We start from the raw sequence: 12,739 nt of genomic DNA on the forward strand, positions 1-12,739 counted from the left end.
GCGGGGAGCTGGGCGCGGGGGCCGGAGGGGGGACCGGGCGCGCGCTTGGTGACCGCGGGCTGGGTGGCCAGGCGCTGGATGACCGCGGGCTCGGTGACCGAGAGCTTCGGTGACCAGGCGCTGGATGACCGCGGGCTTGGTGACCGGGCGCTGGATAGCCGGGCGCTGGGTGACCGCGGGCTGGATGACCGCGGGCTTGGTGACCGAGAGCTCGGCGACCGGACGCTGGATGACCACGGACCTGGCGACCGAAAGCTCAGCGACCGGGCGCTCGCCGGCCGAGGTCAGGGGTGCGACGACACTGGCGGTGGCCGTGATCGAAACCGGTGTCGCTCATTCCAGGGCGGCCTGGCCCGTCAGCGCCGTCAGGCTGACCCGCATCTGCCCGATGTGCGCGCGCACCTCATCCCATCTCTCCCCGTGCTCGCGCAGCACCCGTTCCGTCTCCCGGGCGATCGAGTCCGCCCGCCGCCGCGCCTGCGCGTGCAGCTCCGTCGCGCGCGCCGCCGCCTCCTCCTGCAAACGCTGCGTCGAGGCCTGCGCGTCCACCAGCTCCTGCTTCGCATCGGACAACGAGGCCTCGGCCTGCGCGATCCGCTCCTTCTCCGACGCCGCCAGCGCCACCAGCCGTTCCTCGGCCTCCCGCTCGGCCTCGGCCCACCGCTCGGCGTGCTCCTTCTCCTGCTCGGGGAGCATCTCGGCGGTGCGCTCCCGTAGCTCGCGCAACGTGCTGAGGACCTCCCCACGCCCCTCCTTCACGTCGCGCCGGGCGGTGACACGGAGCTCGATCGCCTCGGCACGCGCCGCGAGCAACCGCTCTTCGGCGCGCTCTTCCGCATCGGCGCGTACGGCATCGGCGTACGCCTGTGCCGCGTCACGCACGCCGTTCGCACGCTTCTGCGCCTCGCCGACCAAGGCCTTGGCCTCCTTGCGCGCACCTTCCCGCAAGGCCTCGGCCTCCTCCTGCACCAGCATGAGGATCCGCCGCGCACGCACCCCGAGCGTCTCGTATGTCTGCGGGGCGAGCTGCGCCACCTCCTCCTGCAGCTGCTCGACCTCCTCCTCCATCTCCCTGGCGAGCACGGTGAGCCGGGCAGCCCGTTCCCAGGCGGCGTCGCGGTCGCTGAAGAGGGCGTCGACGTAGGCGTCGACCTGTTCGGGGCGGTAGCCACGCCCTCGTACGACCGCGAAGTCGTAGAGCGAGACCGGTGCGCTGCTCATCCTGGAACCCCTCTCCGCCAAAAGGACACGAAAATGATTATTTAGCGCCCATCTTGATGTATCAGGTTGAATCGCTCATAACGCGACACTCCGCGTGCAGGGGCACGAGGCAGGCGCAGGGGCATGGCACAGGCGCAGAGACACAGACGAAAAACGCCACGACACACGGGCGCGAAGACGCGCGGGCGTAGTGAAGCAAGGGCGCAAAGGCGTGAAGACGCATAGGCGCATACGAAAGGGCCGGCCCCGGTCGCACAACCGAGAGCCGGCCCTTCCCCACCCCGCCCGCCGCCGTCAGCGTCAGCGGCAGCGGGGTGATGTCACATCACGACAAGCAGCGGGGCGGCGTCACAGCAGCCCGTCCCACATCTGCTCCAGCAGCACCGACCACCAGCTCTCCGGCGACCCGAGCGCCGCCGGGTCGAGAGCGGCGAGCTGGGCCTGGAAGTCGACGGTCCAGCGGCCCGCCTGCTCCTGGTTCAGACCGAAGCGCAGCCGCCACATCCGGCCGAGCAGCGCCAGACAGCGCTGGAACTCGGGCAGCCCGGTGTTCACGAACTGCGGCGGCACGGGCACACCGCCCGGCCCCGCCTCCACAGGCACGGCGACGATGTTCGCCGTCCCGTACTGCACGCACAGCGCCTTGCCGAAGTCGCTGCCCATGACCAGGTACGAGCCCGCGTCCGACGCCGGCTGCACCCCGCGCTCGGCCGCCAGCTCCGCCAGCGTCGGAACGGGCCGCCCCGGCTGGGCCTGCGCCCAGAAGAACGGACCCATGTCCATCGGCAGCCCGCCGACCACCAGGCTGTGCGCCACGACCGGCGGCACGCCCTGCCGGGACACGGCGGCCTGCTCGAACCGGAAGATCCCCGGCCCGAACACCCCCGCCAGCTCCTGCGCCACACCCTCCGGCGGAATCGGCGGCGCCGCCTGCACCTGCGGAAGCGGCGCGCGAACGGGCGCCGGACGCGCCGGCCCGTCGGCGACCTGGTGCAACTCGCCCTGATGCGCCAGCAGTTGCTGCATGCCCTGCTGCCGGCTCGCGTGATCCGTGCCGTACGGCGCGATCGACGTGATCCGCGCCTGCGGCCACTGCTCCCGGATCATCCGCGCACAGTACGCACCCGGCAGCTCACACGACTCCAGCTCCGTGTGCAGCTCCAACACCTGGTCCGACGGCACGTTCATGGCCCGCAGCTCATGGAAGATCTGCCACTCCGGGTGCGGCGTACCCGGCGCCGAACGCCGGATCAGCTGCTGCTCCGACCCGTCCTGCGCGCGGTAGCGGAGGACGGCCTGGTAGCCGGGGCCGACGGTCGGCTGGCCGGTGGGCTGCTGGGGGTAGCCGTACGCCGGGGGCCGGCCCGGGCCGGGCTGAGCCGGGCCGGGCTGCCCCGGGCCGGGCTGACCGGGAGGCGGCGGAACCGCAGCCGGCGGCATGGGCGGCTGGGGGGCACCGGGCGGCACACCAGGAGCGCCCGGCGCCATACCGGGAGCGCCCGGCGGCTGGGGCGCGCCGGGGGCCTGTGGCGGCGGAGGCACGCCGGGGCCGCCCACCGGGGGCGCGGCCAGCACGGTCTCCGCGTGGTGAACGGCACCACGCGCACCACCGGCGGAGCCGGCACCCGGTCCACCCGGCACACCCGGGGCGCCGGGAGGCTGCGGGGCACCCGGAGCTCCAGGTGCGGCCGGGACGCCGGGAGCGCCGGGAGGTTGCGGGGCGCCAGGCATGCCCGGAGCGGCTGGAGGCTGCGGGGGGCCGTCCATCCGACCCGGGTCGGCCAGCACCGTGGCGGCATGGTGGACACCGCCCGGAGGCGTACCGCCGGGCGTACCGGGCGGGTTGGGGGCGCCAGGCGGATTCGGCGCGCCCGGACCCTGCGGAGCCCCCGGCCCGGCAGCACCCTCAGGCGCATCGGGCCCGAGCGCCGACACGAGCTGCGTCGGAACATACCCACCCGCCGGCGCACCCGGCGCACCCGGAGCGGACGGCGGAGCAGGAGGCATACCCCCCGCGCCCGGCATCCCCGGCGCACCCGGCGGAGGAGGCGGCGTCGCCCCACCCCGCGCACGAGGAGGCGCCGCCTTGCTGGTCGCGGCATCGGCGATGTCCGCGGCGTTCGGCGCGAGCGGCTGCCCCGGCCCGCCCGGCCCCTGCGGCACACCGGCACCCTGCGGATAGCCGTACGAAGGCGCACCCGGCGCAGGCGGAGGCGTCGCCCCCGCAGGCGGCATACCCGGCGGAGGCGTGGCCCCCGGCGGAGGCGTACCCGGCGCGCTCGATTCGTCGACCGCCGGCTCGACCGCCGTCGCCGGAAGCTGACTCCCGCCCGACAGCAGCGCAGTCCGGGCGTCCGGCGGAGCAGTGTCGTCCCCGCTCAACGGCGGCGCGAACACCGTCTCCGGCAACGGCACGGAACGGTCCTCACCGGCATCGGCATTGGTGTCCGTCCCGGCCCAGGGAGTCGCCCCGTCAGGCACACCGGGCATCCCGGACCCACCGGACGTACCCGCACCCGCAGCGGCACCGGCACCCGCACCACCGTCGGAGTCCGACCCCGAACCCCTGTCCCGCCGATCCTCGATGCCCAGCCTGTCCGCCGCCTCCTGCAACCACTCCGGCGGAGTCAACAGGAACGACGTCTGGTTCAGATCCATCCGAGCCGGCGCGGCCGGCGCCGACTCCGCGACCGTCTCCGCAGCCCGGCCGTACTCCTCCTCGTACCGGCGAATCACCTCACCCACCGGCAACGCCGGCCACAACGTGGCCTCCCCGCTGTCCCGGGCGATCACCAGCCGCTGCGCACCCCCGCCCGAACGCGGCCCGTCCGCACGGTCCTCGGGCCACACAACAAACCCAAGCTCGAACTCCCGCACCCGCACCTCACGATGCTGGTACGACGGCACATCCCCGTTGATCCACTCTTCCGCGCGCTCCTGCGCCTGCGCGAACGTCACCATCGCGAAGCTCACTCCCCCACAGCCGCGGCAGCCACGGGCACCGCACGCGCGAACCCACCATCCACCATCAGATTCGCCACCGTCTCCAACTCCGGCGGAGAACCCGCCAGTCGGGACAGAAACGCATCGAAGTCCTCACCGCACGGCACCAACAACCGCTCCACCCGCTCGGCAGGCGCCCACGAAGGGTCCACGTCCCGCGCATCGTCGTACGCGCAGAACCACACCGAACCGATCCCCTCGCCCTTCACCTTCACGGTCAGCAAACCGCCCTGCACGAACCCGACACCCAGATAGTCCTTGGTCAGATGGTCGCGCAGGCACTTGTTGACGTAGACCAGGTCATTGACCGCCGCCTCGTCCCGCACCGTGAACAGCGGCTGATCGACCAACAGACCCAACTCCGCATCCAGAGCCGTCCCCACCGGCGCACAGCCACCCGCCGCCTTCAGAAACGACCGATACGCACCCGGCAGCCGATACCCGAGATCCTCCTCGACCCCGAGCACCTGCTGCTCCGTCACGGCCACACCCGACTTCGGCAACCCGAAATGCGCCGGCCGCGTCTCCTGCAACGGCCGCGTCCCCCGCTTGTTCTGGTCCACCGTCGACGTGGCAATCCCACCGTGATGCCTGAGCAGCGCCTTCACCTCGACCGGAACCAACTCCAGCCGCCGCGAACCCACCACGTGATGCCACGTCCAGCCATGCGGCGTCGCCACCGCCGGAATCGTGTCCCACAAGTCGTGCCCCGACGCCGCCAACGCCGCGTTCGCCGACACATAGTCCGTCAGCCGCAACTCGTCGACACCGAAACCCTCCGGCGGCTCCGCGATCTCCGCCGCCGCCCGCGCATACGGCGAGAAGTCGGGGTAACCACGCTCGTCCACCCGTACTCCTCTCGGGTGACGCGACGCCCGAACCGGATCCGGGAAATGCACGACCTGCCCGGCGTAGGCCGCGTTCGGCGGCGCGGCTTGCTGCCCGAGCCGACCTGTCGTCATGGCGGTTGCCCCCTGCGGCGTTCTGATACGACCCGCCATGACCACCCTCGGTCACAACGCCTCATATCGGCTGTCTCGTCTGCCTCCATGCGTCACCGCACGGAAAGCGGTGCCGACAGCCTATGCGGTACGACGGCACCGGTCACCGGCACCGGGCACGACCCCCTCCGCTTCCGTGACCAGCCGTCACCCCGCCGTGACAGCCCGCCCAAACCCGGGCGTGTCGCACCGCCCCAGCTTCCGCACCCGCCACGCCTTTTGGCACTCTGTGACGTCCGAGAGCATGCCCGGGGGATGCTCGGGAGGGGATGATGAACATGAACGTGACGCAGACAGGCCCACACGCAGCGAGTTCCGGCGACCCCCGCATCGGCTGGAGCGCCGCCGAAACACCCCACGCGCCGACCCTCCGTCACCGCCGCGACGGCATACTCCCCACCGTCGCCGCCGCCCTCTCCGTCCGCGGCGCCACCCTCACCGGCACCGCCGCCCGCGGCGACCAGCCCCCACCCCTGCACCACCTCGTCCAGGACTTCCTCGACACCCTCACCAGCTCACAACGCGACCGCTTCACCGGCCGCTGCGCCGAGACCATCCTCATCTCCCGGCACATCACCGCCGCCGACGACGCCCGCAGCAAACGCGCCGCCCGCAAACCCATGACCAACGGCGAAGCCCGCAAAGCCCTCAAACAGGCCAAACTCACCGCCCGCCGCATCCGCGAGGACGGCGACCCCCTCCACGGCAGCTTCGCCACACCCTGCCGCGCCTGCGCCGCCCTCAGCGCCCACTTCGGCGTCCGCATCGTCGACCCGGCCACCACCGCCAACTGACCCCACCCCACCCCGCACCACGCACACACGCACCACACGGACGACGAACGAAGGGCCGATGCAAGCCGACCGCACCTCAACCACCCGATTCCCCGTCCCCGTCGACGCCGCCCTACGCGCCGCCGGCTGGCAACCCGGACGCTGGGACATCAAACAAGCCGAATTCTGGGCGGACACCCTCCGCGACCACACCTCACCCGCCGGTCACCGCCACGCCGTCTTCCCCGCCGCCGTAGAAGCCTGGGCCGAATTCGGCGGCCTCCACATCACCCCCACCGGCCCCGGCCGCCAGGTCGCCCCCGCCCACGTCCACTTCGACCCACTCCACGGCCTCCACATGGCCCGCACCCTCGGCGACCTCGGCCGCGCCCTCGACACCGAGGTCTGCCCCCTCGGCACCGAAACCGACACCCAGGCCATCCTCGCCATCGACACCGAAGGCCGCATCTACGCCCTCGACCACACCGGCGACTGGTACCTCGGCCCCGACATCGACCAAGCCCTCGCCGGCCTCGTCTCCGGCATAGAACCGGCACGCCTCACAGCGGGCTGACACCCAGCAACGGGAAAGCCGCACGCAGAGCGGCGAGGAACCGCCCCAGCGACTACGCCGCCGGAATCACCGCCGACACCCGATAACCCCCCGCATCCGTCGGACCCGACACAAACACCCCGCCCAGCCCCACGACCCGCTCCTTCATCCCCACCAAGCCGTTACCCCCCGACGGCAACCGCGCCGACCCCGCCGACGACACCTCCGGCGGCGGCTCGTTCTCCACCTGCATCGCGATCTCCGACACCCGATGCGCCAACCGCACGTGCGTCTTCGCCCCCGCCGCATGCTTGTGGACGTTCGTCAACGCCTCCTGCACCACCCGATACGCCGTCTGCTCCACCTCCGGCGCATACGACCGCGACTCCCCCTCCACGGACAGATCCACCACCATCCCCGCAGCAGCCGACTGCCCGATCAACTCATCCAACTCCGACAGACAAGGCCCCTCGCCGGCCCCCTCATCCCCCAGACCCCGCTCCCGATCCGCCGCAGCAGCAGCGGCAGCCCCCACAGCGGCCAGCGGCACAACAACCCGCCGCTCCCGCTCCGCACCACCCCCACTGCGCAGCACACCGAGCATCTCCCGCAACTCGGTCAACGCCTGCCGCCCCATGTCCCCCACCAGCGCGGCATTCCTCACGACCTTCTCAGGATCTTTCCTCGCCACAGCCTGCAGCGCAGCCGCATGCACCACCATCAAACTCACCCGATGCGCGACGACGTCATGCATCTCCCGCGCGATCCGGGTCCGCTCCTCGTTCCGCGCCCACTCGGCCCGCTCCTCCGCCCGCTCAGCGAGCAACTGAAGCTCCCGCTCCAGACTGTCGGCCCGCTCCCGCAGACTCTCCATGAGCCGCCGCCGAGCCCCCACATACAGCCCCAGCAGCAAAGGCGGCGCCGTCACCCCGAGAGCAGTCGTGAGAGACGCCAGGGGAACAATCCACTCCCCGAACCTCAGCTCACCACTCGCCACGCCCTGCCGCACCCACACGAACGTCACGATCAGCATCCCGACGAACGACATCCCCGCCAGCGAGGCGATGATCCGCCGCGGCAGCTCCGAAGCGGCCAGGGTGTACAGCCCGACGATGACCATCAGGAACCCCATCTGGGCGGGCATGACAGCGATCGACACGAGCACGACGGCAATCGGCCACCGCCGCCGCAACACCAGCACCGACCCGGCCAGAACCCCGAAAACAACCCCCGCGGCCGACGGAATCCCGGCGTCCTTCGCGAACCCGACCCCCTCGCTCCCGCACTCCAGCGCGGACACCACGGCCAGACTCACGTCCAGCACCGCACTGCGCACCCTGCCCCACCACCACGGCCCCGCCCCCGGTGGCGGCGCCTCTGTGTGGGCTTCCCCCGTCGTGGTCATACCCCCAGCCTACGGGCGCCCGGCACCGCATTTCCGGTGACTTTCGCGGACTGGCCTACACCACACTCCGTGACCGAACGTAAGCGAAACCACCCGATATCCCTCGAACTGCTGAATCGCACACCGTTCGACCCCGGAACCGATCATTCCGCCCGGACGGTATGCCTATGGCACATCCACCTGGCAAATACGCCGACTTCGAGGGGCTGCGGGAGCGGGCGGTGGCGCTGCGGCGGCAGGGCTACAGCCTTCGGCAGATCCGCGACGAGCTTCAGGTTCACAACAAGGAGGTCCTTCAACGCCTCGTTGAAGGCGAGCCGCCCCCGGACTGGACGAAACGCCCGCGAGCGAAGGACGGCCTCCGCGAGAGGGCGCGGGAGCTGCGAAGGCAGGGCTGGACGTACAACCAGATCCAGGCCGAGTTGGGCTGCTCGAAGAGCTCGGTGTCACTGTGGGTACGAGATCTACCAGCTCCCGAACCCAAGTGCACACCAGAGGAACAGCGCGCACGTATGAACGCGGGACTGGCGCGACTGCGTGCCGCACAGGATCAAGAGCGCCGGGCAACCAAGCTGGCTGCAGCCCAAGCGGTGGGCGAGCTGTCGGACCGCGAGCTGTTCATTGCGGGCGTGGCCCTCTACTGGGCCGAGGGCACGAAGGACAAGCCGCACGCTCGCCGCGAGAGCGTGGAGTTCGTCAACAGCGACCCCGGAATGATCTCCGTATTCCTCGCCTGGCTGCAGCTGCTTGAGGTGGGGCGCGATCGTTTGCACTGCCGCGTCATGATCCACGAGTCCGCGGACATCGAGGCAGCGGAGCACTATTGGGCCGACCTCGTCGGCATTGACCGGTCGACCCTCGGCAAGACAGTGCTCAAGAAACACAACCCGACAACCGTGCGCAAGAACACTGGAGACAGCTATCGAGGGTGCCTCGGCATCAAGGTGCGGCAAGGAGCTGATCTGTACCGTCGCATCGAGGGCGCCTGGTACGGCATAGTAGGAGCCGTCCGTCCGGACGATCTATCGAACCGGACATAAGGGCGATCCCGGGTCGTCTAAGGGCAGGACAGCGTCTTTTGGTGTCGCTTATGGAGGTTCGAATCCTTCCCCGGGAGCCCAACTGAGAGCGGGCCCTGACAGCCAAGTCAGGGCCCGCTCCCATGTCCCCCACGAAACGCCCCGGTATCCTGCGGATGTCACCCCTCCCCCTCCACAGCCGAAGGGCATCCCGTGAGCGCCATTCGCCCGGCAGCCGTCGTCGTTCTCGCAGCGGGTGAGGGCACCCGTATGAAGTCGGCCACACCGAAGGTCCTGCACGAGCTGTGCGGACGCAGCCTCGTCGGTCATGTGCTCGCCGCCGCGCGTGAGTTGGACCCCGAGAATCTCGTCGTCGTGGTCGGGCACGCCCGCGAGAAGGTCATCGCGCATCTCGGCGAGATCGACCCCGGCGTACGTACCGCCGTGCAGGCCGAGCAGAACGGCACGGGGCATGCCGTACGGATGGCTCTTGAGGAGCTCGGCGGCGCCGTCGACGGGACCGTGGTCGTCGTATGCGGCGACACTCCCCTCCTCGCCGGCGAGACGCTGACGCACCTCGCCGCCACCCACTCCGCCGATGGCAACGCCGTGACCGTGCTGACGGCCGAGGTCCCGGACGCGACGGGGTACGGGCGGATCGTGCGCGACGGTGTCTCCGGTGCCGTGACCGCGATTGTGGAGCACAAGGACGCGAGTGAGTCGCAGCGGGCGATCCGGGAGATCAACTCGGGTGTGTTCGCGTTTGACGGGCAGCTTCTCGCCGATGCCCTGGGCAAGGTTCGCACCGACAACAGTCAGGGCGAGGAGTACCTCACCGACGTCCTCGGGATTCTGCGTGAGGCCGGTCACCGGGTCGGTGCGTCCGTTGCCGGCGATCATCGTGAGATCGCGGGGATCAACAACCGTGTGCAGCTTGCCGAGGCCCGTCGGATTTTGAACGACCGGTTGCTGAACCGGGCCATGCTGGACGGTGTCACGGTCGTCGACCCGGCCACTACGTGGGTCGATGTGACGGTCACGTTCGCGCAGGACGCGATCGTGCATCCGGGCACCCAGTTGCAGGGTTCGACTCATCTCGGTGAGGGTGCGGAGGTCGGGCCGAACTGTCGGCTGAAGGACACGCGGGTCGGCGCGGGTGCTCGGGTCGACAACACCGTGGCGGACGGTGCTGTGGTGGGGGCGCAGGCGTCGGTGGGGCCGTTCGCCTATCTCCGTCCTGGTACCCGGTTGGGTGCGAAGGGCAAGATCGGTACGTATGTGGAGACGAAGAACTCCTCGATCGGTGAGGGGACGAAGATCCCGCATCTGTCGTATGTCGGTGATGCGACCATCGGTGAGTACTCCAACATCGGTGCCGCGAGTGTCTTCGTGAACTATGACGGACAGGACAAACACCACACGACGGTCGGCTCGCACTGTCGTACCGGTTCGGACAACATGTTTGTGGCTCCTGTCACGATCGGGGACGGCGCGTACACCGCGGCGGGCTCTGTGATCACGAAGGATGTGCCGCCCGGTTCGCTGGCTGTGGCCCGCGGTCAGCAGCGGAATATCGAGGGTTGGGTGGCTCGTAAGCGTCCGGGCAGTGCGGCCGCGAAGGCGGCTGAGGCGGCGTCTCGTCAGGGGGATGGCGAGGGCTGACCGGAAACAGGTGCGTCAAACACGGCGTACCGTGATAAGTGCACACCCGCACCCACCAGCTGAGACGGCTCGTCGCGCCCAGCGGCGTGGTCTCTCGACACCCAGCTGCGACACCTCTGAGGAGACAGTGCTGTGACCGGGATCAAGACGACCGGCGAGAAGAAATTGATGTTCTTCTCCGGCCGCGCCCACCCCGAGCTTGCCGAGGAGGTCGCCCAGCAGTTGGGTGTCGGGGTTGTCCCGACGAAGGCCTTCGACTTCGCCAACGGTGAGATCTATGTCCGTTATCAGGAGTCGGCGCGTGGTGCGGATTGCTTTGTGATCCAGAGCCACACGGCTCCGATCAATCAGTGGATCATGGAGCAGTTGATCATGATCGACGCGCTGAAGCGTGCGTCGGCTCGCTCCATCACCGTGATTGTGCCGTTCTACGGTTACGCGCGGCAGGACAAGAAGCACCGTGGGCGTGAACCGATTTCGGCGCGTCTGATCGCGGATCTGATGAAGACCGCGGGTGCGGATCGCCTGCTGACCGTGGATCTGCACACGGATCAGATCCAGGGGTTCTTCGACGGGCCGGTCGATCATCTCTTCGCTCTTCCGCTGCTTGCGGACTATGTGGGGACCAAGGTCGACAAGGCGAAGCTGACGGTCGTGTCGCCGGATGCCGGGCGGGTTCGGGTGGCCGACCGTTGGTGTGACCGTCTCGGTGCTCCCCTTGCCATTGTGCACAAGCGGCGTGACAAGGATGTGGCGAACCAGGTGACCGTCCATGAGGTCGTGGGTGAGGTCAAGGGTCGTGTGTGTGTCCTGGTCGACGACATGATCGACACGGGTGGCACGATCTGCGCGGCTGCTGACGCGCTCTTCGCTCATGGTGCCGAGGACGTCATTGTGACGGCCACGCACGGTGTGCTTTCCGGTCCGGCTGCGGACCGGCTGAAGAACTCGCGGGTGAGTGAGTTCGTGTTCACGAACACGCTGCCGACGCCGGGTGAGCTGAGCCGGGATCTGGACAAGTTGACGGTGTTGTCGATCGCTCCGACGATCGCGAGTGCGGTGCGTGAGGTGTTCGAGGACGGGTCGGTGACGAGCCTGTTCGACGAGCAGTAGGTCGTAAAACCTCCGCTGCTTGATCGCCCGCGCCCGGAGGGCGCTCAAGGTCAACTTTTCTGCGGCCTCCCTGGCCGAGTAGACTGCTTCAGTTGCTCGGCGAGGGAGGCCGTACCGCTTCAGCAGAAGTCGTACGGTTGTCCGTTATCGACGCGCTCTTCGTAGCAGGCCGTTCGTGGCCGGGTGACCACGTCCGTTCCTAGTTCTGCGAGGAGTGATCATGTCTGAGGTAAAGATCTCCGCTGAGACCCGTACCGAGTTCGGTAAGGGTGCCGCCCGTCGCATCCGTCGTGACAGCAAGGTTCCCGGTGTTCTGTACGGTCGCGGTTCCGACCCGATCCACCTGACCCTCCCGGGTCACGACCTGCTGCTGGCGCTGCGTACGCCGAACGTCCTGATCGCTCTGGACATCGACGGCAAGACCAACGAGCTGGCGATCCCGAAGGCCGTGCAGCGTGACGCGATCAAGGGGTTCCTGGAGCACGTCGACCTGCAGCTGGTCAAGCGTGGCGAGAAGGTCACGGTCGAGATCCCGGTGCACGCCGAGGGCGAACTGGCTGCCGGTGGCAACCTGCTGGAGCACGTGCTGAACGCGCTGCCGGTCGAGACTGAGGCCACGCACATCCCGGAGGCGGTCACCGTGTCCGTGGAGGGTCTGGAGGCCGGTGCCGCGATCCTCGCCAAGGACATCACGCTGCCGAAGGGCACCACGCTGGCCGTCGAGGAGGACACTGTCGTTCTGCAGGTCCTGGCCTCGCAGGCCGAGGAGGCCGCTGAGGGTGAGGCCGGCGAGGGCGAGGCAGCCGCCGAGGCCTGATCTTCGGCTCTGGCAGAGGCGTGATCCTCGGCTCTGTCATCGGTTTGTCAGCCGCTGTTCCCGATGGGGGCAGCGGCTGGCGTGTATCACTCCGGCCATCCCTGGCGGACCGGGGTTTTCTGCCGGGGGTCCGGGGGCCCGCGGCGGCAGCCGCTGATGTCGCAGCCCCCGG

At 69.5% G+C, this 12,739-nt stretch carries 10 protein-coding genes and 1 tRNA gene; 7 read left to right on the top strand and 4 right to left on the bottom strand.

The window, feature by feature from the left end:
* Window positions 1–333 precede the first annotated feature (333 nt).
* From ADL12_RS04550 to ADL12_RS04560, 3 genes are all read right to left on the bottom strand, one after another.
* The gene (locus ADL12_RS04550) at window positions 334–1,221 is read right to left on the bottom strand and encodes a DivIVA domain-containing protein (RefSeq protein ID WP_062698738.1); all 888 of its coding nucleotides are present in this window, start codon (window positions 1,219–1,221) and stop codon (window positions 334–336) included.
* 348 nt (window positions 1,222–1,569) lie between these two features.
* Window positions 1,570–4,182, bottom strand: coding sequence for an SUKH-4 family immunity protein (locus tag ADL12_RS04555; protein WP_062698784.1), 2,613 nt, complete (start codon window positions 4,180–4,182; stop codon window positions 1,570–1,572).
* A gap of 8 nt (window positions 4,183–4,190) precedes the next feature.
* The gene (locus ADL12_RS04560; protein ID WP_079051837.1) at window positions 4,191–5,186 is read right to left on the bottom strand and encodes an SMI1/KNR4 family protein; all 996 of its coding nucleotides are present in this window, start codon (window positions 5,184–5,186) and stop codon (window positions 4,191–4,193) included.
* Between the two features lie 308 nt (window positions 5,187–5,494).
* On the opposite strand from ADL12_RS04560, the gene ADL12_RS04565 reads away from it, so the two are divergent.
* Both ADL12_RS04565 and ADL12_RS04570 read left to right on the top strand, forming a co-directional pair.
* Window positions 5,495–6,019 (top strand): YwqJ-related putative deaminase, encoded by a 525-nt coding sequence (locus ADL12_RS04565; RefSeq protein WP_062698742.1) that lies wholly within the window; start codon window positions 5,495–5,497, stop codon window positions 6,017–6,019.
* A 58-nt stretch (window positions 6,020–6,077) separates the two neighbouring features.
* Window positions 6,078–6,572: an SUKH-3 domain-containing protein gene (locus tag ADL12_RS04570; RefSeq protein WP_062698744.1), complete on the top strand. Its 495-nt coding sequence runs from the start codon at window positions 6,078–6,080 to the stop codon at window positions 6,570–6,572.
* A 52-nt stretch (window positions 6,573–6,624) separates the two neighbouring features.
* Here the strand turns inward: ADL12_RS04570 and ADL12_RS04575 are convergent, their stop codons facing one another.
* Window positions 6,625–7,956 (bottom strand): sensor histidine kinase, encoded by a 1,332-nt coding sequence (locus ADL12_RS04575; RefSeq protein ID WP_062698746.1) that lies wholly within the window; start codon window positions 7,954–7,956, stop codon window positions 6,625–6,627.
* Window positions 7,957–8,123: 167 nt separating this feature from the next.
* Between ADL12_RS04575 and ADL12_RS04580 the strand changes: the two genes are divergently transcribed.
* From ADL12_RS04580 to ADL12_RS04600, 5 genes are all read left to right on the top strand, one after another.
* The gene (locus tag ADL12_RS04580; protein ID WP_062698748.1) at window positions 8,124–8,996 is read left to right on the top strand and encodes a hypothetical protein; all 873 of its coding nucleotides are present in this window, start codon (window positions 8,124–8,126) and stop codon (window positions 8,994–8,996) included.
* Window positions 8,997–9,002: 6 nt separating this feature from the next.
* Window positions 9,003–9,073: transfer RNA gene (locus ADL12_RS04585), tRNA-Gln, on the top strand.
* Between the two features lie 115 nt (window positions 9,074–9,188).
* Window positions 9,189–10,637 carry a bifunctional UDP-N-acetylglucosamine diphosphorylase/glucosamine-1-phosphate N-acetyltransferase GlmU gene (gene glmU / locus ADL12_RS04590; RefSeq protein WP_079051834.1) on the top strand — a complete coding sequence of 483 codons (1,449 nt, stop codon included), beginning with the start codon at window positions 9,189–9,191 and terminating at the stop codon, window positions 10,635–10,637.
* 132 nt (window positions 10,638–10,769) lie between these two features.
* Window positions 10,770–11,750, top strand: a complete 981-nt coding sequence (locus ADL12_RS04595) for a ribose-phosphate diphosphokinase (RefSeq protein WP_062698752.1) — start codon at window positions 10,770–10,772, stop codon at window positions 11,748–11,750.
* Between the two features lie 220 nt (window positions 11,751–11,970).
* Window positions 11,971–12,567: a 50S ribosomal protein L25/general stress protein Ctc gene (locus ADL12_RS04600; protein WP_062698753.1), complete on the top strand. Its 597-nt coding sequence runs from the start codon at window positions 11,971–11,973 to the stop codon at window positions 12,565–12,567.
* Window positions 12,568–12,739: the final 172 nt, after the last annotated feature.

Origin of the sequence: Streptomyces regalis (genome assembly GCF_001509475.1) — a bacterium.
In the GTDB taxonomy this organism is placed as follows: Bacteria; Actinomycetota; Actinomycetes; order Streptomycetales; family Streptomycetaceae; genus Streptomyces; species Streptomyces regalis.